Source organism: Rhodoferax sp. WC2427 (assembly GCF_040822085.1).
Lineage (GTDB): Bacteria > Pseudomonadota > Gammaproteobacteria > Burkholderiales > Burkholderiaceae_C > Rhodoferax_B.
Genome location: NZ_CP162006.1, coordinates 3,506,899 through 3,527,422, shown reverse-complemented (window position 1 = coordinate 3,527,422; position 20,524 = coordinate 3,506,899). Strand labels below are relative to the sequence as shown.

Annotated in this window: 18 protein-coding genes and 1 riboswitch; all 18 genes read right to left on the bottom strand. The window is 58.7% G+C overall.

Annotation, left to right across the window (positions count from 1 at the left end; all coding sequences use genetic code 11):
* Window positions 1-2: 2 nt before the first annotated feature.
* A complete protein-coding gene (gene tolQ, locus AB3G31_RS16510; protein ID WP_367847168.1) occupies window positions 3-713 on the bottom strand; it encodes a protein TolQ in 711 nt (236 codons plus the stop codon).
* Window positions 710-1,111 carry a tol-pal system-associated acyl-CoA thioesterase gene (ybgC, locus tag AB3G31_RS16505; protein WP_367847167.1) on the bottom strand — a complete coding sequence of 134 codons (402 nt, stop codon included), beginning with the start codon at window positions 1,109-1,111 and terminating at the stop codon, window positions 710-712. The genes tolQ and ybgC overlap by 4 nt, the downstream gene beginning before the upstream one ends.
* Entirely contained in the window at window positions 1,104-2,303 is a 1,200-nt protein-coding gene (locus tag AB3G31_RS16500) for a pyridoxal phosphate-dependent aminotransferase (protein WP_367847166.1), read from the bottom strand. Before AB3G31_RS16500 ends, ybgC begins: the two co-directional genes overlap by 8 nt.
* Window positions 2,304-2,314: 11 nt before the next feature.
* Window positions 2,315-2,878 (bottom strand): transcription antitermination factor NusB, encoded by a 564-nt coding sequence (nusB, locus tag AB3G31_RS16495; RefSeq protein ID WP_367847165.1) that lies wholly within the window; start codon window positions 2,876-2,878, stop codon window positions 2,315-2,317.
* Window positions 2,875-3,351 (bottom strand): 6,7-dimethyl-8-ribityllumazine synthase, encoded by a 477-nt coding sequence (ribH, locus tag AB3G31_RS16490; protein ID WP_367847164.1) that lies wholly within the window; start codon window positions 3,349-3,351, stop codon window positions 2,875-2,877. Before ribH ends, nusB begins: the two co-directional genes overlap by 4 nt.
* 2 nt (window positions 3,352-3,353) lie before the next feature.
* On the bottom strand, window positions 3,354-4,529 hold the full coding sequence (ribBA, locus tag AB3G31_RS16485) for a bifunctional 3,4-dihydroxy-2-butanone-4-phosphate synthase/GTP cyclohydrolase II (protein WP_367847163.1): 1,176 nt from the start codon (window positions 4,527-4,529) through the stop codon (window positions 3,354-3,356).
* A 141-nt stretch (window positions 4,530-4,670) separates the two neighbouring features.
* Complete coding sequence (ribD, locus tag AB3G31_RS16480) at window positions 4,671-5,756, bottom strand: bifunctional diaminohydroxyphosphoribosylaminopyrimidine deaminase/5-amino-6-(5-phosphoribosylamino)uracil reductase RibD (RefSeq protein ID WP_367850366.1); 1,086 nt, start codon at window positions 5,754-5,756, stop codon at window positions 4,671-4,673.
* Window positions 5,757-5,822: 66 nt separating this feature from the next.
* Entirely contained in the window at window positions 5,823-6,092 is a 270-nt protein-coding gene (locus tag AB3G31_RS16475) for a hypothetical protein (protein WP_367847162.1), read from the bottom strand.
* Between the two features lie 366 nt (window positions 6,093-6,458).
* Entirely contained in the window at window positions 6,459-6,947 is a 489-nt protein-coding gene (locus tag AB3G31_RS16470) for a type IV pilin protein (RefSeq protein ID WP_367847161.1), read from the bottom strand.
* A complete protein-coding gene (locus AB3G31_RS16465) occupies window positions 6,944-12,187 on the bottom strand; it encodes a pilus assembly protein (protein ID WP_367847160.1) in 5,244 nt (1,747 codons plus the stop codon). Before AB3G31_RS16465 ends, AB3G31_RS16470 begins: the two co-directional genes overlap by 4 nt.
* 62 nt (window positions 12,188-12,249) lie before the next feature.
* Entirely contained in the window at window positions 12,250-12,969 is a 720-nt protein-coding gene (locus AB3G31_RS16460) for a PilX N-terminal domain-containing pilus assembly protein (RefSeq protein WP_367847159.1), read from the bottom strand.
* Between the two features lie 9 nt (window positions 12,970-12,978).
* Window positions 12,979-14,091: a PilW family protein gene (locus tag AB3G31_RS16455; RefSeq protein ID WP_367847158.1), complete on the bottom strand. Its 1,113-nt coding sequence runs from the start codon at window positions 14,089-14,091 to the stop codon at window positions 12,979-12,981.
* Window positions 14,088-14,867: a type IV pilus modification protein PilV gene (gene pilV, locus AB3G31_RS16450; RefSeq protein WP_367847157.1), complete on the bottom strand. Its 780-nt coding sequence runs from the start codon at window positions 14,865-14,867 to the stop codon at window positions 14,088-14,090. The genes AB3G31_RS16455 and pilV overlap by 4 nt, the downstream gene beginning before the upstream one ends.
* A 12-nt stretch (window positions 14,868-14,879) precedes the next feature.
* On the bottom strand, window positions 14,880-15,506 hold the full coding sequence (locus AB3G31_RS16445) for a GspH/FimT family pseudopilin (protein ID WP_367847156.1): 627 nt from the start codon (window positions 15,504-15,506) through the stop codon (window positions 14,880-14,882).
* 95 nt (window positions 15,507-15,601) lie between these two features.
* Window positions 15,602-16,045, bottom strand: coding sequence for a transcriptional regulator NrdR (gene nrdR, locus AB3G31_RS16440; protein WP_367847155.1), 444 nt, complete (start codon window positions 16,043-16,045; stop codon window positions 15,602-15,604).
* Between the two features lie 19 nt (window positions 16,046-16,064).
* Complete coding sequence (gene glyA / locus AB3G31_RS16435) at window positions 16,065-17,309, bottom strand: serine hydroxymethyltransferase (protein ID WP_367847154.1); 1,245 nt, start codon at window positions 17,307-17,309, stop codon at window positions 16,065-16,067.
* Between the two features lie 47 nt (window positions 17,310-17,356).
* Window positions 17,357-17,519, bottom strand: a riboswitch (ZMP/ZTP riboswitch).
* Between the two features lie 22 nt (window positions 17,520-17,541).
* Window positions 17,542-18,375: a transglycosylase SLT domain-containing protein gene (locus AB3G31_RS16430; protein ID WP_367847153.1), complete on the bottom strand. Its 834-nt coding sequence runs from the start codon at window positions 18,373-18,375 to the stop codon at window positions 17,542-17,544.
* A gap of 612 nt (window positions 18,376-18,987) precedes the next feature.
* The gene (locus AB3G31_RS16425; protein ID WP_367847152.1) at window positions 18,988-20,478 is read right to left on the bottom strand and encodes a Do family serine endopeptidase; all 1,491 of its coding nucleotides are present in this window, start codon (window positions 20,476-20,478) and stop codon (window positions 18,988-18,990) included.
* Between the last annotated feature and the right edge of the window lie 46 nt (window positions 20,479-20,524).

The window sequence follows — 20,524 nt, the reverse complement described above, 5'->3', positions numbered from 1 at the left end:
GCTTACTTCCCCGCGGGCACCGCAGGCGACTGGGCCGCCACGTTGCGCTGCAAGATGTTGGAGAACTCCTCCATGAAGGTCTCGAGGCGGATGGCGGTGCGGTCGATTTCGCGGGCAAAGCGGTTGTAGGCGACCACGGCGGGGATGGCCGAGAACAGGCCAATGGCGGTGGCCACCAGCGCCTCGGCAATGCCGGGGGCCACGGTGGCCAGGGTCACTTGCTGCATGCTGGCCAGCCCGGTGAAGGCGTGCATGATGCCCCAGACCGTGCCGAACAGGCCCACATACGGCGATACCGAGCCGACGGAGGCCAGGAAGGATAGGCTGGACTCGATCACGTCCATCTCGCGCTGGTAGCTGGCGCGCATGGCCCGGCGGGCGCCGTCCATGAGGGTGCCGGGGTCGGCAATGCGGCGCTCGCGCAGTTTTTGGTATTCGCGCATGCCGCTGGCAAAAATGCGCTCCATCGGGCCGGTATCCTGGCCGTTTTGGGCATTGCGGGCGGCGGTATTGAACAGGTCGTTCAGGCTGGTTCCCGACCAGAAATCGCGCTCAAAGCTTTCGTTGTGGGCCTGGACCTTGCGCAACGCAAACAGTTTGCGAAAAATCGCCGCCCAGCTGGAGATGGAGACCACCACCAGCAGCAGCATCACCAGTTGCACCACGATGCTGGCATTCAGCACCATGGTCCAGATCGACAGGTCTTGGGTCATTGCAAAACTTCTAAAAGAGGGGCCGGAATGCGGTCGGATTTGAGGGTGTCGTAGCGTACCCAGCACAGGCGGATGCTGCCTTCGCACAGCACGGTGCCATCCAGGATGGCTTGTTGTGTGATTGTGAGTGTGGATCGGCCGATTTGTTCCAACCGGGCGGTAACCATCAGTTGGTCGTCCAGCCGGGCCGAGCGCAGGTATTTCACCGTGGTTTCGGCCACCACAAACATGCCGCCGCTGGTTTCCTTCAAGCTGCTTTGGTGGATGTCCAGCGAGCGCAGCCATTCGGTGCGGGCGCGTTCAAAGAACTTCAGGTAGTTGGCGTAGAAGACGATGCCACCGGCGTCGGTGTCTTCCCAGTAGACGCGGATGGGGTGGGTGAAGGTGGTGTTAAGCATGGGGGTGAACGTTGAGCATGTCGCGCAGGCGGGCGATGGCGGTGTGCAGGTTGTCCATCGAGCTGGCGGTGGAAAAGCGCAGAAATTTGTGGGTTTCGGCGGTGCCGAAATCGCGCCCTGGGGTCACGGCGACGTGGGCGCGGTGCAGGATTTCATAGGCCAGGTCCCAGCTGTCCTTGATACCCAGTTTGCTACAAATTAAAGAGCAGTCTGCCCAGGCGTAGAAAGCACCATCTGGCATTGCAGGCACGATAAACCCAAGCGCGTTCAGGGCCGGAATGAAGTAGTCGCGCCGGGCTTTGAACTCGGCACGGCGGCGTTCAAATTCGGCGATGCTGGCCTCTTCAAAGCAGGCCAGCGCCGCATGCTGGGCGATGGTGCTGGGGCAGATGAACAGGTTTTGCGCAATGCGTTCCACCACCGGCACCAGCGCCTCGGGCACCACCAGCCAGCCGAGTCGCCAGCCGGTCATGTGGAAGTATTTGCTGAAGCTGTTGATGCTGATGATCTGGTCGTCAATGGCCAGCGCGGTCTGGCCAAAGCGGTCGTCGTGGCTCAAGCCCAGGTAGATCTCGTCCACCAGCGTGATGCCGCCGCGGGCCTGCACCACGCTGTGGATACGGCGCAATTCCGCCGGGTCGATGGAGGTGCCGGTGGGGTTGGAGGGGGACGCCAGCAGCACGCCACGGGTCTTGTCGGTCCAGGCGGTGGCCACCATGTCTGCGTTGAGCTGGTAGCGGTCGGCAGCGGTAGTGGGCAGTAGCACAGCCTTGCCATCGGCAGCCGATACGAAATGCCGGTTGCAGGGGTAGCTGGGGTCGGGCATCAAGATTTCGTCGCCCGCGTCGATCAGCGCCAGGCAGGCGAGTTGCAGTGCAGCCGATGCCCCAGCGGTGACCACGATGCGGCTGGCGGGCACATCCACACCAAAGCGGCTGGCGTACCAGGCGCTGATGCGTTCGCGCAGGGCCAGCAGGCCGGTGGCCTGGGTGTACTGGGTGGTGCCGTTGTGGATGGCCTGGACTGCGGCGGCCTGCACCTGCGCCGTGGCGGTGAAGTCGGGCTCGCCGATGTTCAAGAACACCATGGGCCGGTCGGTGTGGGCGACCTTCTGGGCCAGCTCGGACGCGGCCTTGGCCACTTCCATCACGTAAAACGGCTCGATGGCCTGGGCGCGCCGGGATATCCGCATGCGGTGGGGCCTTATTCGGTTGCGTTGTTGGCCGGGGCTGTGTTGGTTTTACCCGCCTTGTCGGCTTGCACTTCGGCGGCGCGCAGGCTGGGGGCCAGGCCGTTCAAGATGCCGTTGACATATTTGTGGCCGTCGGTACCGCCAAATTCCTTGGCCAGTTCGATGCATTCGTTCAATACCACGCGCCACGGCACGTCCAGGCAGTTGCGCATCTCGTACACGCCGATCCACATCACCGAGCGCTCGACCGGCGAGATTTCGTCCAGCTTGCGGTCCAGCAGGGGGATGATCAGCGCGTCCAGTTCGGCCGATTGCTCGATGCAGCCGTGCAGCAGGGCGTCGTAGTGCACCGAGTCGGCCTTGTGGAAACCGGCCAGGTCGCGGGTGAAGTGGTCGATGGCTTCGGCATCGTTGCGGCCCACCAGGTGCTGGTAGAGCGCTTGCAGGGCAAATTCGCGGGCGCGGCTGCGGTCGGACTTGGCGGCGGCTTTGCGCACACCGGTGTCGGTCAGGCCGCTGCGGGTTTGGCGCGGGCGCTTGGGTGTGGACGAGGAAGGGGTATCGGGGTTGGTCATGCCAATTGCTCTAGTAAATTGGCCATTTCCACCGCGACGCGGGCAGCGTCTGTGCCCTTGTCGGTTTGGCGGGCCACGGCTTGCGCCAGGTTTTCGGTAGTGATGATGGCGTTGGCGATCGGGATTTGGTAGTCCAGCCCGATGCGGGTCACGGCGCTGCCGGATTCGTTGGCGACCAGCTCAAAGTGGTAGGTTTCGCCGCGGATGATGCAGCCCAGAGCAACCATCGCGTCGAACTGCTCGGTTTCGGCCAGGGCTTGCAGGGCCAGCGGCACCTCCAGGGCACCGGGCACTTGTATGTGTTGGATGTTGTCGGCCTGCACACCTAGTGCGGCCAGCTCGGCCTTGCAGGCATCGGCCAGGGCGTTGGTGATGCTTTCGTTGAAGCGGGCCTGCACGATGGCAATGCGCAGCTTGCTGCCGTCCATGCGGGAGTCAGCGGCGGATAGTGCGCCTTGGTCTGCGTGCTGCATGTTTATTCCTTGTGTACGTGGAAGGACTCAGGCGGCGCCTGCGTCGTGTTGTGAGGGGGCGACAGGTAGCCAGTGGTCTCCAGCCCGTAGCCGGTCAGGCCGGGGCTGCGGCGCGGGCTGCCCATGAGCTGCATTTTGTGCACACCGCAAGCCAACAGGATTTGCGCGCCGATGCCGTAGGTGCGCAGGTCCATTTGGCCGCGCTCGGGGGCCTGGGCCGGGCGGGCGGTGCCGTCAAACTGGGCCAGCAGGTCGGCGGCACTTTCGCCGCAATTGAGCAGCACGGCCACGCCCTGGCCCTGGGCGGCAATGTGGCGCAGGCTGGCATCCAGGCTCCAGGAGTGCAGGCTGCGGTTGACTTCCAGCACGTCCAGCACCGACAGCGGCTCGTGCACGCGGGCGGGGACGGTGTCGTCGGGCTGCCAGCTGCCTTTGACCAACGCCAGGTGCACGCCCTGGCTGGGTTTGTCGCGGAAGGCGTGGGCGGTGAAGCTGCCAAAGGCGGTTTCGATCTGGCGGCTGCCCATTTTCTCGATCAGCGACTCGTTGCGGCTGCGGTATTCGATCAGGTCGGCAATGGTGCCGATCTTCAGGCCGTGCACGGCGGCAAAGATTTGCAGATCCGGCAGGCGGGCCATGGTGCCGTCGTCGTTCATCACTTCGCAAATGACCGACGCGGCGCTGCAACCGGCCATCACCGACAGGTCGCAACCGGCTTCGGTATGGCCCGCGCGCATGAGCACGCCGCCATCGACGGCTTGCAATGGAAAGATGTGGCCGGGTTGCACCAGGTCGGCTGCGGTGGCGTTGGGGGCCACGGCAGCTTGCACGGTGCGGGCACGGTCGGCGGCTGAGATGCCGGTGGTTACACCCTCGGCGGCTTCGATGGAGACGGTAAACGCGGTGGCGTGTTTGGCCCCGTTGCGGGCCACCATGGGCGGCAGTTGCAGGCGCTCGCAGAGTGCGCGCGACAGGGTCAGGCAGATCAGGCCACGGGCGTGGCGGGCCATGAAGTTGATGGCCTCCGGCGTGATGTGGTCGGCGGCGATGACCAGGTCGCCTTCGTTTTCGCGGTCTTCTTCATCGACCAGGATCACGATGCGGCCCGCACGCATGTCGGCCACGATGTCTTCGACGGAGGAAATGGATACCGGCTGGAGGGGGGAGGGCGATGTCATAGGGTGCAGTTCTGAAAGCTGCAGCGTCGGGGTCCGCGCTGCGTGGAGCTTGTGGCCCGCGCGGGTGTGCGGGCAACGCTCTACAAAGCCGGTCATTATCGCCGCAATTGCCCGCAGCCACCCCTCGGGGGCGTGGCTGGGTCAGAACTGGTCGCGGCCAGGGATGCGTGCGGTAATGCGGATATCCGGGCCGACCCGATCCACCGCGGTGAACTGCAGCGGCACGGCATTGGACAGCTGGGCCAGCGGCAGCAGCTGGGCCATGTCCAGGCCCGGCCCCACCAGCTTGGGGGCCAGATAGACCAAAAATTCGTCTACCAGCCCGGCCTGGATGAGCGCGCCATTGAGGGTGCGGCCGGCTTCCACATGCACTTCGTTGATTTCGCGCCGGGCCAGTTCCTGCAGCAGGGCGGCCAGGTCCACCCGGCCCTCTGCGCCTGGCAGGTACAGCACCGTGGCTCCGGCAGCTTCCAGGGCCTGTTTTTTAGTATCATTTTGGCCGCTAGCGCTTATGAATAAAGCACGACCAGCTATAAAAATAGAAGCGTTGGGTGGTGTCTCGAGTCGGCTGTCCACCACGACCAGATGGGGTTGCCGGGGGGTGTTGGCCAGCCTGGCATCGAGTGTGGGCCGGTCTTTTAGCACGGTGCCGATGCCGGTCAGGATGGCGCATGCGCGGGCACGGGAGGTGTGGCCGTCGGCGCGGGCAGCGGGCGACGTGATCCACTGGCTGTCGCCATTGGCCAGGGCGGTACGGCCATCGAGCGAAGCGGCAATTTTCATGCGGACCCAGGGTGTCTTGCGGACCATGCGGCTGAAAAAGCCGAGGTTGAGTTCGCGCGCCTCGGCCGCACCGGGGCCGACTTCGACCTCCACCCCGGCCGCGCGCAGGCGGGCGAAGCCGTTGCCTGCCACCAGCGGGTTGGGGTCGGCGAGCGACGCTACCACTTTGCGGATGCCGGCTGCCACCAAGGCATCGCAGCAGGGGCCTGTACGGCCCTGGTGGGAGCAGGGCTCCAGGGTGACGTAGGCGGTAGCCCCCTGGGTGCTCCGGCCCTGGGCGGCGGCATCGCGCAGGGCCATGACTTCGGCATGCGGGCCGCCCACGCGCTGGGTGTGGCCTTGGCCCAGGATCTGGCCGTGGGCATCGACGATGACGCAGCCCACCGCCGGATTGGGGGGGGCGAGCAGGCGGGCTTGGGCGGCCTGGTCCAGCGCTTGGCGCATCCAGCTTGGGTGGGGTGTTTCGGTCACGGGGGCATTTCTAAAGTGGGGACGTATACGGTGACTGCATTATTCACGGCTGATGACGAGCTCCAATCTGCGCACGCTGGGCACTGCCACGTGGTTGAGCAGTGCAGGTTGCAGGCGGGTGCGCTGCAAGTTGGTCAAGGCGGCATCTACCAAACCGCTATCGGCCAGCGATGCATCCAGCAGGTCCCATTGGTCGATGGTGCCTTGTGCCGATATCCAGAGCTGGATATTGACCCGCAAGGCCGTGTTCCGGGGCAGTTCGTCGGGGTTGATTTCCCAGTCGCCCAGAGGGGTTGCGGGCTGGTCCACGGCCTCGATGGGCAGATAGCCTGGCGGGGATGGATTGGCAGGTAGCGGGGGCGGGTCTTCTGTGGAGGGGGGCTTTGGTGGCTCAATTGCGGTCGGAGGCGGCAGTGGCTTGGCCGGTATTCCGGGTGGTGCGGACGCTGTTGGTGCCGGGCCAGGAACCGCTGCGGAGGCGGTAACGTGGATATCCGCAGATGGGATCAGCCGGGCGTGGACCAGCGACTGCTGGCGGTGCGGTGAGATGTGCTTCTCAGGTGTGGAGGGTGCCAACACAGCCAGGGCTACCCAATGGAGTGCCACCGATCCCAAGCAGGCCCCCACCCATCGGCGCAGGGCCTGGCGCTGGCAAAGGGGCTGCGGTGCCAGCCTTTATCTCCAGCAGTATGCAATGGCGGAGCTGAGGTCGGCTCCGACTTTGGCCGTGTCGTAGGTGCCTGTGGCAATGCTGCGCCGACCCAGGTTGTCTACCGTCATGTTGCCGCAACGGTCTGCGGCCATGCTGGAGCCGGTTTTGCGCGTGGCCGTAATGGTGTAGGCGGTGCGAGGGCTGGAGGCCGCCACGGCGACGGCAATGTCGTAGTACTTGGCCGAGGGCAGCGAAGCCACCCGGGCGGGAAATTGGCTGCTGTCGGTAACAGCTACGCCGCCGCTGTTTTGGTCGTAGCGGAAATTTTCCGAATAGAAACGCTCCATCCATTGTTGCCCACCCATCAGAGCGGTTTGCGCATCAGCCCGGCGGCCACGTGCGGCTTGCTCTGTGTAGCTGGGCAGCGCAATCGCAACCAATATCCCAATGACCGCAACGGTGATCATCAGCTCGATCAGGGTAAAGCCCCGTTGGGTCTTCAATTGCCTCATTTGTCGGTCCTTAGTCCTGGGATTTCACGCCACTGCACGCGGCCCAATGGGTTGTAACACAGGGCGCGGCTGTCGTCGCCACTGACCACCGATAGTGCTTTGCTGCCCGGCGGGCAGGTGGCATCAACTTTGCAAATGCCATTGGTGCAGTCCGTACTGGTACAGCCTGCCGCACCTTGAACGCAGGTGGTCGGCTGGAAGGTGGAGGAGGAACGGTTGCTCACCGTAACCCACTTTTGGCTCAGCACCGCAGTGCCCGCGACCAAAGTGCCGTCCGATGTCAGGCCTTGGGCCTTGCGCGTGGGTATCCCTGCGATAGGGTCAATGATGTAGTAGGTGATATCGGGAGTGTCGTAGCAACTCGCCGTACCCGATTTCTTGCGGATGGTGGGAAACATCAGGTAGCCCGCTTGCACATCGGGGTCGGCGACCAGCATTTCGGACAGGTTGGGGGTGCTAGGCGGTGCCGAAGCACCGGGGAAGTTGAAATACCAGCCGTCTTTGGCGGTCCAGTCGATGGCGGTGTAGGTGGAGACTCCGTTCGTGGTGGTGTTGGGAGTTGCCGTTACTTGCCCCGCAGAGTCGCGGGCATAGGAGCGGGTCACCATAGTGGATAGATCGGCTTTGACCATGGGGCCGGTGCCGGTGGGAGCGGTGGAGGCAAAGGATGGGCGATCCCATACACCGAAGAAGCGTTGTGGTACCGATGTGTTGGGGTAGTCGGTGGACTCCAATGAGCTGCCGGTTCCGAAGTTGATGACAACACCATCAAAGGCCGGGTACACATATTCAGGCGCTGCCACGATCGGCAGGGGGGTCACGGTTGTGGTGTTGCCCGATGTGGCGCTGTATTGCGCGGTAAAAAGTGGCCGGTTGACCCCCCCTGTGCCTTTGTAGGCCACTTTCCAATCGGTGATGAGTTCACTACTGATATCGAACTTCCACAGGTTACCTTTGATATCACCTGCATACACCACGTCGGCTGTGCCGTTGTTGTCGCGGTCTAGCCAGGTCACGCCCATCAGCCCGTTTTTGTCGGTGCCTGTGCGGACCGTGTTGTCAGATACCAACTTGACGTACCGGGTCGTCCAGAGACCTGTGCCGCTGACGGGGCCATCTACAAACAAAATGAACAGCGCAGCCTTTCCATCGGCCGATTGGTAGCCGTTGCCCAAAAGCAGGCCAAATTGACCGTTGTTCAGTTTCACGACTGGCATGGCTTGGCGGGTGTTGGCGTTGATGCTGATGTCGTTGATCAGGTATCCGAGGTCGCGGTCGTCATCGCTGGTAAATTGCCACTGGAAAATGCTGCTTGGGTTGCTTTCGCCAGCGACCAGGACGCTGGTGTCGGTGACATCCAGCCCATACACGCCGCGCCCTCCGCGGCCCAGGCTACCAAACAACATAGTCTTCCAGGTGCCAGTTTCAGCGGTGACACCTACCGCTGGCACGATGTTGGTTTTGACGTCTGCGGTAAAAGGGTTGCCATCCACGTAGGCCCACACGGTGCTGGTGGGCTGCACCTCAGGGGTGTTGCTGGTGAAGTTGGCATTGAGCACGCGGGTTCTAGCGGTGGTGCCGCGCTGCATGGGTATTTCGTTTAGGCGGTTAGCCAACATGCCTGGCACGTAGGCAAAAATTTCCTTGCCGCCCGAGCCTGCGGGGCAGACGCCACCTGTTTCCTCCGCACAAAACGCATGCAGCATGCCGTCATTGGCGGACACCCATAGCAGTTTCTCGCGATCCAGGTTCTTCTGCAGGTTAGCGAATGTGGTGTAACCGGGGCTTTGGTATTCCAGAAAATTAGCCGCGGGTGGACTTTGTACCCAGGGCGTGGCATTGACCACAGGGCCCAACAGGTTATCGCCCCGGGCGCGCAGGCCCGTAGACGCACCTTCCAGAGATTGGTCACCTCGCATGTAGTTCAGCACACGCTCTGCGTTGGTAGCGCTGAGCGTATTGGTGCCACTGGATGTCATTTGGGTTACGTAACCGGTGGGAAGATCGGCCCAGCGAAAGCGCATTGCTGCCGTGGTGTTGGTAGTGCTGGTGTTGCCAAAGTTGGTAATGATCTGGCGTGAATTGCCCGGCAGATTTGGAGACACGTAGTCCGAGCTGGCGCGTGTTTTCAGCTTGCTTCCCGCGTCCCAGGCGGGGGTTGTGCTGAAGGCTCCGTTGGTTTGCAGCATGTACGCCACGACATCGCCCGTCACTGTGGTGGAGTCAAATTTGGCCACATATTTAAAGCTGCCGTCGGTCAATTGCCCGGAGGTGGTCGCAGGTGCCGCGTTGGCATTTTTGGCCAAACTGTCCAGTGCCTTGCGCAATTGCGCTTCGAGCAGGTCCGGGCGGCGGGCCAAAAAGTAGCCATCAGGCATGCCATCTGCACCAGCGGTGCCGTCCACATTGGTTTTGTCCCAAGAATCTACCGACGGTGGCATAGCTACATCGGTATAGGTGTTGTCATTGTTCTTGGTACTAGAGTCAAATGCCCCGTACTTGGCGGCATACAACAGGGGGTCTTTGATCAAGGCATCCGCTGCGCCTTCCATACGGAAGGTCAAAGATACGGGATAGTCTGCATCTTTGACGCTGCAGTAGTTATTAACGGTGGGAATGCCTGGGTCGCCCGTATTTCCGTCACCAGTGACATTGCAGACGTTTCCCGCGTAAGTGCCCGCGAATCCAGGGCTGGATAAGGCGAGATTTTTATAGGTGGTGTTCAACGGGCAGGCTACGCCAGAGCCGGCAGGGCATTGGGTCAGAACGATATTGCCGTTTTTCGTGGTCTGTGGGCTGGCTAGGTTGCGATAGGTATCGTCACCGCAGAGGTAATCGTTGGCGGGCATTCCATTTAATTTGCTTCCACTGAAATGCTGGTGTGTCAGGTAGCGGCCATTAGCATTGCTGCCCAAGGTGTTCTTTACGCCAATAATACTGAAACCATGGGTGGCTGCACCGCCGCCACATACACCTGGAATATCGGTAGTTATTTTAATGTCGTAAGTGACGGGTGTGGTGGCGTTGGTAATGATGTCGTAACGCAAAAATCCAACCACATCCATGTCGTAATCACCCCCCATCAAGATATCGTTCCACGTGACAATAAATGCGCCATGGGTATTGCTTGCACTGATGGAAGCAAAGGTTAGTGGCGCGCTTATGCCGCCGCCAGATTGAATGCTTTCGGGAGTGATATAAACATATTTTGCAGGGTTTGTGACGGCGTCGGTGCCTGTGCCGGGCACCACTACATCAATGCGCGGCGCACCACCAGTCAGTGATGCTGCCATGGTCTTTACCTTAAGCGCATTTTTGACGTACTTTAAATCGCTGGGTGGACTGGTAATGGTGCGGATTTTGGAAGTATTCCCATATAAGGCTGCGCCCGCCACATGGTAGGTGCCGCCCATGGCCGGAGTTTCGGGGCAAATACCCGTCACGTCGGATAAATTTCCTACCCGTTTTGCAGAGCACGATGTACCGTAGTCCAGTGTATTTGAGCCGACCGATCTGTCAGTGTTGTTGATATTCTCTGCCACACCAATAGCATCTGTATATCCTGCAAGTGTATTTGTTTTGTTGGGTAAGGTATTAAATGCGGCGTTGGCTTCCATGTCAAAACTCAAGCTGCTGCTGGCGAGTAGCAGAGTATTGAGTGGGCGACAAATAGAGTTTCCGTATAAATTGTTTCGTGTGGAGTTACTCGTAGATAAGGGGTCGCTCCAAGTTTTTATGGGCAGACCCAAGTTGGTATCTTTTGTGGTGGAACTGGGGTTGCTTGACGCTGGCGTGGTGCCGTTGTAGGCGTAGTATTGCAGCGCCTGCACCAGCATCTCCCCGATGGGGTTGCCCCACGACGATAGAACGCCTTGTGACACAGTATTGGTGCCATACGCCCCATTGGGTGTACCTGATGCTCCGTAGGAGCGCGATACACGGTCGTTAAGCAACAGAGCGTCAAACGCTTTGATGGCTCCTTGGCCGGTCGTCCGGCCGTCGGGAGATGCTAAATTGGTAACGCAACCAGAAGAAGCCGCGTGGCAAAACACACCGGTGCTAGGGTTGATTTCATCTGCGAAATCCCCCATGTTCTTACGAAGTGCTCCCGCAGTGTAGTTTTCACTGTAGTTGCCGGTAATGACACCAAATTCAGCCCGGGCGGCAGTACCTGTAGTGGCATAACCGAATTCCTGAAATAACCCATAGGGCTTCAAATTGGTAGTGGAGTCGGATGGAAAAGCTTGGCAACGTTCTTCGCCAATCAAAGTCGGATCACACACTTTAACTCGCACCGTAAGTTCGGGGCCAATGCTTCCATATGTGGCGCCGTCAGTCCCGATAGATGGAATGGTGACTTCGTGGGAAATATTATCGGCGTCAGAATTTTTATAATATCTGGCCAGTTTTGGTCCGAAAGTGCCGGAACTGTAAGTGCCTCGCCATTGGCATACTTCATATTCCACAGTGGCCCAAAATCGCACGTTTCCACGAACCATACGCATGATGGGCGGATTAGATGCGGCACTCGCACTATCACTCGTGCCTAAATTGCAGATACTTAAACCTGCATATATATTGGCGTTGGTTCCTGTTGTTTTTGTCAAATATGCAACTGTAAATGGCGTGTAGTCGCGGACATCGGTTCCTTTGTAGAACTTAACAAAAGAATGGGCGTCCCAGTTCAAGAGGGTGCGCTCCAATACAGTACTGCCGTTAGAGTCGGTGCTCCGTTTGCCGCCATAAAGCATTTTTCGCACAATATCCATGCGAGTCATGCTGGACCAATTGAGGAAATTTCCACTCCAGTAACTTTGGCTGGAGCTGCAACTAAATTTCTCTAAAGTTTTGGTGCTGGCAATCCCATTTGCCGTAACGGTGACTGTGGAAGTTGTAATAGTAGCTAGCGCTGCAGGGTTGAATTGCTTGGCGGTATTGTCGTAAGCGTAACATTTGGTTGGATCAAAATACCCATAATATTTGAATGTGGGCTTAAATGTGGTGTCGATGGTGCCGTCACCATCCAGATCTTCAAAGTCGGTGTACACCGGGCCAAACATGCTGTGGTCTTTGGATGCCGCCAGCACGATCATTGGGCGGTTAGAGGCCGTGGTCACATTGGGGGGAATCAAGGGGCGCGGGGTGGACACCTCTATGGGGGTTGCATTCGCGGGCAAGAGTCCTAGCAGGGTCGCCGCCACAAAAACGCATTTGGACAGGGTGCGGGCTATTTGGTGCATAAAAACTCCAGAAGATCGTTCAAGTTGGTCGGCATGCGCCGCACCCGGATACATGTGCGCCGTTAAGGCAGATAAATGGACTGCACTACCACTTGGGTACGTGGGGTATATCCAAAGCCCCGTGCCGTGATGCGGTACATATCTCTTTCCTGTTGGCCAGCAACTGCGCGCTTGAAGTACTCAATCAGGTATTCGGGCTGTACCGAGACACCTTTGATTGCGACAGCGCCGGTGTAGGTGCCTAGGGGGACGCCCCCTTTGAAACTTGCACAGTTGGCTTGGTCCACGGGAGTTCTGCCAGGCTTGGTGACCGTGCTTCCATTGAAGTCATTCACCCATTGCCCGCCTTTGCCGGTAGGCCACCAAGGTTCACCTCCGTTGGACGCGCTAGCAGAACTCCATTGGTAGTTGGCATATTGCGCGTCGGTACGAATACATAATCCTTTGGCGCAGTCAGTAGTAAAGTCGATTGCTATCAATTTGCGTGAACGTATGCAGGAGTCAGTAGCTAGATCATCGGGTTTTACAGCCCAATTGGCATGCTTGAGTCCTGCGTTTTCTATATCCCGTTCTGCATCACGTAATGCAGACTCTGCCGCCTGCCGCGCAACTTCCATATCTTGCTGGTTGCGGGCCATGCCTTCTCCCAGCATGGATTGGCGAGCCGCCCACACTGTGATGCCGGTTATAGCTACCAAAAAAAGTAGCACCATGACCAGAGCGACCCCTTTTTGAGAAGCAGGGGTAGCCGGGTTCAATGTGAATTTGAGAGGCCGTGTCATGTCGGGGGCCTAATATGCTTGGTTCAGTCGGTTGCGTACTGCAAACTCTTGAACAAAGCGTTTGCGCAAGCTGTAGTCGCTGGCGGCTTGGGTTTGCTCCACACCTTTGCAGTCGAGGTATTTCCGTTCTGCATCGGTTGGCGCGGCGACTTTAGGGCTGGCTCCAATACTTCTGGCCATCACGCATATACGCACGGAAACCACCCTTGACCACGGCGGTAGTGGCACTATGCCCAATGCGCCAAACTCTACCGACACGGTGGACAGGGCACTGACTTGGGTGGCAGTTAGGTATTTGTCAGGTGTTCGGCGCGCCATGTTGTCCGAACTTGGGGCAGTAGTTGCAAAAACCCCATACGTGATCTGCATGTCTTCAATGCCTGCAATCATGGGCTGATAGGGGATTCCAGAACTACCAGCGTTGTCGCCGCTGCCGTTGCCGACACAAGCAAAGCTGCGTGTAGTGACCTCTTGCTTGTCTATCTCGGTTTTTTTGAAGTCAGAAATGGCGTATCGGTTAGATACAAACAGCGGCTGCAAAGGGGGCAGGTTGGGTTGAGCGGTGTTTCGCCGGTTGTTGTTGCTGGTGCTCACAGTGTTAGTTACGTCAGCTCCTGTGCAGTCGAATCGGTCGCCCACATTGACATCCATGGTGTCATTGGTGAAGAAATTCACAACCAGCGAGTCGGGTTCTGTGTCGGATGGTGTGCCGCAGGGTGGGGTGGCCGTAGGGTCGTAGCGGGCTCCATCGCAGCCAAACAGGCCGGATAGGTAGACTGCCTGGGGCGTCGGAGGTGTCCAGTCGGTTGCGAGTGCGCTGTTTTCTGCGAGTCTGACAGGCGGATAACTTGTGAGCTTTGGGAAGCCTTCGTCGGGAGTAATTCGCGAGATATTGGCCGGGTAGTAACCAGCTTTCATGATGTCTCGTCCGATCAACTGCAGCACGAAAGTGCCGGTTTCTGCGTTGCTGCCGTTGCGATCGATGGCCCGCTGTGTTTCGCGGGTTCCCAGGTAGACATAGGCAGCAGCGGCTATCAAGAACAGGGTGATAGCAATCGTCACCATCAGTTCTACCAGCGAAACCCCACGCTGGCGGACGAAGTGGATAGATGATGAAGTCATGGCGAGAATGAAAAACGGCTACAACGTACGCCTGCAGGTACTTCTGCGGCATCGGGACAACAGGTTTGTCGGGCCAGGCCGATAGTTGTGCTGGCGAGTGTGCTGCATTGCGTGGCTGTCACTAAACTGGACTGGGTGGCGCTGGTGCCGTCGTTGGTAGAAGCTGTTTTGTCGGTGTTGTCCTTGTCCATCCACATCAACGTGACGACGATGCCGGTGCTGCGGTCTCCCGTTACAAAAACCGCGCCCTGTGGCAGGCTATTGCGCACCCGCTGGCGCCAGGTCAGCATCTCATAGACCGCGCGCGCGTCTGGTGCGCATATGTTGCTTCCGCTTTCGCAGTAGGCTGTGGATATTTGGCTTGCTAGGCTTGCATCGGTTATGGCCTGTTGGGTCGCCCATTTACTGCCACTGGGATAGCTGATGCCAACGGCATCCGGGTTTTGGGCATAGGTGGTCGTGTCTGTGTAAGCTGGAAATGCGTAAAGCGAGCTGTAACCCGTATGGGTAGGAATGGCTTTGTTCGACCCGCCGTCTATCCAATTTTTTCCCAGCATATCGGGGTTGAGGCGCGCCATATCTGTGTATTCAGCATATAGCGATGCAGTGATGGCCCGGGTCTGGCTGCCAAGTTTGAATTTGGCCGTGGCTACTTGCAGACCAGCAATGCCAAGCAGGCCTATGGACAAAATCACGATGGCAATCAGCACCTCGATCAGTGTGACGCCTCTGGCCTGGTTGAGGTATGGGGTCGAAATGGGCCATTGAGTCTGCACGGTATTCGCCTGTTAGTAGGTGTTGCACGTGGCTGCAGCCGGTACTGGCCGAGTGCGCCCCATCTTGTCCAGACAGATGCTGGAAGCATAGGCGTTGGACAGCGTGTTGTCGGTGTAAGTCAGATCGAATCTGCCTGCAGCACTTAATGTTGCGTTGCCTCGGGGGTTGAAAAGGATTTTCTGGGTACTGCTTTGGGACATCAGACTGTAGTCAGTCTTTCCCTGGCGTCGAACGAGAAGCATGTTCTCGGGCGCATTTACCAGGTTTCCTGCAGCATTCGTTTCGCGGGGTCGGTCTATACTGGCGTTGCATTCAGGATTTAAAAAAACAATCCAGCCCACTTGCCAGTCTTGTCCACTGGTAACGCACGTAGGGCCATTGCCAGTCGTCGTGTCCACTGTGGTACTCATACACATAGTGACGCACATATTTTTGCTAACCGCCTCGTTACGTGCTCGCAAAACACTGGAACTGAATTCGTTGCCAATGGTTGAAAAAGTATTTCGAACGATGAAGGTACGCAACGAAGGCGCTGCTAATGCTGCCAAAACTCCCAGTATGGCCATAGCGACCAACAACTCTATGAGCGTGAAGCCACGTAGGCGGGGCTGGCGTACAAAGGGTGAGTTGACAAACATGAGCGGGATTGTGCCGTCAACCCTGGTTCGGTGGAAAGCCGTCTGTCTTGGCAAATTGACCGTTGGTAGTATTTAAACGGCCTTTTCCACTTTTATCAGATGTCTTTGATAAGTCGGCTGAACTCATCCACATCTTCGAAACTGCGGTACACCGAGGCGAAGCGCACGTAGGCTACCTTGTCGAGGGCTTTAAGTTCGCGCATTACCAACTCGCCGAGTTTGGACGTGGCCATTTCCTTGGCACCGCTGGACAGCAGGGTGCGCTCGATACGGTCCATTGCGGCATCGACTTGCTCTATGCCGACCGGGCGCTTGCGCAGCGCCAAGCGCATGGATGCGTGCAGCTTTTTGCGGTCGAAATCGGTGCGGCTACCATCTTTCTTGACCACTGTGGGCATTGCCACCTCGGCACGTTCGTAGGTGGTGAAACGTTGCTCACAGCCCCCACAGCGACGCCGACGGCGTACCAGGTCGCCGTCGTCGGATTCGCGGGTTTCGACCACTTGGGTCTCACCATGGCCGCAAAAGGGGCACTTCATGGGGGCTGTGTTTCCGTGCTTACCGGTAGACGGGGAAGCGACTGGTCAATGCAGCGACCTTGGCGCGCACGATATCCAGGTTGGCTGCATCACGTGGATTGTCCAGCACGTCAGCAACCAGATGGGCTGTGGCGCGGGCTTCTTCGTCTTGGAAGCCGCGCGTGGTCATGGCCGGGGTGCCTATGCGCACGCCGCTGGTGACCATGGGCTTTTCGGGGTCGTTAGGGATCGCATTCTTGTTGATGGTCATATGGGCGCTGCCCAACACGGCTTCAGCCTCTTTGCCGGTGATACCTTTGGCGCGCAAATCCACCAACATCACGTGGCTTTGGGTTCCGCCGCTGACGATGCGCAGACCGCGCTGGGTCAGGGTTTCAGCGACGATCTGGGCGTTCTTCAAAACCTGTTGCTGGTAAATTTTGAATTCCGGGGCAAGGGCTTCCTTGAATGCAACCGCCTTGGCCGCAATGACATGCATCAATGGGCCGCCTTGCAGGCCGGGGAAGATGGCGCTGTTGATGGCTTTTTCAAACTGCGACTTCATCAGGATGATGCCGCCACGTGGGCCGCGCAGACTCTTGTGGGTGGTCGATGTGACGATGTCGGCATGAGGAACAGGGTTAGGGTATATGCCTGCAGCAATCAATCCAGCGTAATGGGCCATGTCTACCATGAAAATGGCCCCCACGTCTTTGGCGACTTTGGCGAAACGCTCAAAATCAATAGCCAAAGAATAAGCACTGGCACCCGCAATGATGAGTTTAGGCTTGGATTCGTGGGCCTTGCGCTCCATCGCATCGTAGTCAATGGCTTCGTTGGCATCAAGGCCGTAGCTGACCACATTGAACCACTTGCCACTCATGTTCAGTGCCATGCCGTGGGTGAGGTGGCCGCCTTCGGCCAGGCTCATGCCCATGATGGTATCGCCAGGCTTCAGGAACGCCAGGAAAACCGCTTCGTTGGCCGATGCGCCACAGTGCGGTTGTACGTTGGCGGCTTCGGCTCCGAAGATTTGCTTGACGCGGTCAATCGCCAGTTGCTCTGCCACGTCGACGTATTCGCAGCCGCCGTAGTAGCGGCGACCGGGGTAGCCTTCGGCGTATTTGTTGGTGAGCTGCGAACCTTGAGCGGCCATCACGGCGGGAGAGGCGTAGTTTTCGCTGGCGATCAGCTCAATGTGGTGTTCCTGGCGGGCGTTTTCGGCCTGGATGGCTGCAAACAACTCGGGATCGGTTTGCTCTACGAGAATCGTACGGTCGTACATGGCAGTCCTTTAACCTGGTAGTCAATACGTGGTCCTTGCGATGAAGCAAGTGCTGCCCAGGCGAACGGCTGAACACCAAGGATCTGGAGATCCTGGCGGTACGCTTCCCAGTGGTTGCCCGACGAGCCCTGTGAAAAAGGCCGCAGCGGTAGTCCACGTCAGCGTGAGCACCCCAGGGGGTCACGCCTATCGCCAGTTGCGTACGGCGCTAGTGTAACGGAGGCTTGGCGGTTTAGTATTTGACGAGCAAGGCGACTTTGTCTTCATCCGTCGGCACCTGGGTTTTCAGCACCGGCGCTGATACCGGCATGGACCGCGGGGTGGCGGTAGACGTGGCGCGGCCCGCGGCAACCTGCTGCAGGCGGTTGTGTTCGGCCATAACTTTGCCAGCGTAGCCGCCGTCGTCCTGGATGTTGGCCGCTCCCACGTAGTTCCGCAGCCCGCCTTCTACCGACCCGGCACGGGCGATGCACTCCTGCAACACCTTTACACCCACGCGTAAATTGGTCAGAGGGTCAAACGCCGCCAGCTTTCCGCCGAATACATCGTATTTTTCGGTGTGCACGCGGGTCATTACCTGCATCAGTCCCTGGGCACCAACGGGGCTTTGGGCGAATGGGTTAAAACCTGACTCAATAGCCATCACTGCCAAGATCAACGTTGGGTCAAGTTTGACGCGTTTGCCAAGGTCATATGCCTCAGCCACCAGGGCGCTCACGGGTTCGGCCGCCACATGGTATTTTTTGCTCAACCAATAGGCCACGGCCGCCTGCTGCTTGGGCAAGTCTTGGGGATTGCTGGCGGTAGCACGGTCTACCGCGTCGGTATCGGCCTCAGCAACCAACTCCGTGTCGGTGCCTGGCACCACCTGGCGTTCTTGTAGCCAGCCCATCAGTTGAACTTCTGCAATCTGGCGCAGGTCAGGCCGGGCAGTCATGGTCACGACCGAAAAAGCAACGACCAAGCCCAGCAGGGCGAATCCGTTATGGGTAATCTCAAAGAAGCCTTGGGCAATATCGGCTGCGAAAGTTCGCAGCCCCTGGCCAATCTTGTGTAACGCTGTCATAGCACTTCCTCATCTAGCGAGGGCCTGGGGCGATAGAGTTTGCGTTAGAGCAATTCGCTTGGGGCACCTCGATTGGGTGGGTACGCCATCAAGATCCTGCGGTGCACTTAGGGCGTTGGCAGCGATTTGACTTAGCCGGGGTTCGGCAGCGGGTTCGGGTTGTCCCTAGGGTAGTTAGGGGGGACGGCGAATTCTAGGAGGACTATTAATATCGAGTCAAGCATATCAAATCTAATTGATAGATTTAATTAGTATGTATATGTATCCAGTTTTGCGATCGTTTTGGCTCCCTTCTGGGCGAGCAGTACCGAACATAGGCCGCGATATTTCCAAAGCTTACAAAATGCTACTGCTAGCGAAAAGGCAGCGCCTGTATGCCATTGCCAGGGGATCTGCGGAGCTCTGCGGTGTCGGCGTTGGCTGCTGAAGTCTATTTTTTTAGGAGTTTTTCAGGTTTATTTCCTTGATTGTATTTTGTTTTTGTATACCAAATATGGGATCCTGTGGGCCTTGATTAGCCCCAGTGCAGCCGTTGTGTTTTACCCAACAGAGCACCTAAAAAGGCTGTTTTTAGACAGCCCACTCTTGCGTGGGCTGTCTGTTACGGGTTGATCAACCCATCCGCACCGGCACAAAGATGGTGTCGCCTGCACGCAAGATCAGCAATGCAATTGATTTTTCAGACTTGGCGACAGCAACCCGTACTTGGTCAATGCTCTTGACCGGCGTGCCGTTGATTGCCAGCAACACGTCCCCGCTTTCAACCCCGGCAATGGCCGCCGCGCCAGCGGATGACTCAATCAGCAGCCCGTTGGCGACACCTGCAGCACGCAATTCCTCGGGCTGCAAGGGGCGCAAGGCCAGTCCCAGTCGGCCCTGTGATGCGGCCTCTTTGCTGGTGGCGACCTGAACCGGTTTGTCATTGGCGTTACCCAGTCGGGCTTCTATCGCCAGCGCGGCGCCTTTGCGCCATACGTCCAACTGGACCTTGTCACCGGGCGCCTTCTGGCTGATCACGGCGGGAAGGTCGCCCGATGACACCACCGCATGCCCGTCTACCTGGCGGATCACGTCGCCAGGTTGCAGTCCGGCTTTGCCCCCGGGGCCGTCCTTTTCGACGCCGGAAACCAGCGCGCCTTCGGGCTTGTCCAGTTTGAATGAGTCGGCCAGGGCCTGGTTGACCTCTTGCACCGAGACGCCCAGGCGCGCATGTTCGACCTTGCCGTGGGCGACGATTTGGTCCTTAACCTTGCTTGCCAGGTCCATGGGAATGGCAAACGACAAACCCTGGTAGCCACCGGTCCGGCTGTAGATCTGGGAGTTGATGCCAATCACCTCCCCTCGGCTATTGAACAAGGGGCCACCGGAGTTGCCGGGGTTGACGGCAGCGTCGGTCTGGATGAACGGCACTGCACTGTCGTCGGGCAAGGAGCGGCCCTTGGCGCTGACCACACCGGCGGTGACGGTGTTTTCAAATCCGTAAGGTGAGCCGATGGCCAGGACCCACTCGCCGACTTTCAGGTCGCTGGACTTGCCGATGGTAGCCACCGGCAGGTTCTTGGCATCTATCTTTAATACAGCGATGTCGGTTTTGGGGTCTGCCCCTAGTACTTTTGCGACGAACTCGCGGCGGTCGGTGAGTTTGACAACCACTTCCTTGGCATCTTTGACGACATGGGCGTTGGTCATCACTATGCCGTCGGCGCTTACGATGAAGCCCGAGCCCTGGCTTCGCGCAGGGGCTTCTTTCTGCCCAGGGGCTCCGCCCTGGCCTTGCTGGAAACGGCGGAAGAACTCGAAGAAGGGGTCGTTGCCAAATGGATCGTCACGTTGCGGGCGCTGGGCGGTTTCCGCACTGTCGTCACTGGCTTTGCCGACGCTGGTCACGCTGATGTTGACAACCGCTGGGCCATACTGGGTGGTGATCTGCGAGAAATCGGGAAGCACCATGGCCGCTGCGGGCACGCTGGCGGTGTTGACCAGAGGGGCTGCTGCACGGGCTTCGCCCATGTTGTGCAGCAAGGATCCCCCCATGCCCCCAATGGCTCCGGCGGCTACGAGGGCGAGAACGAGTTTGGTATTTTGGAGAGACAGAACTTGCATGAGGGCATCCTTCGGTGGTTGGGTGGCGATGCCCAACTATCAGGAT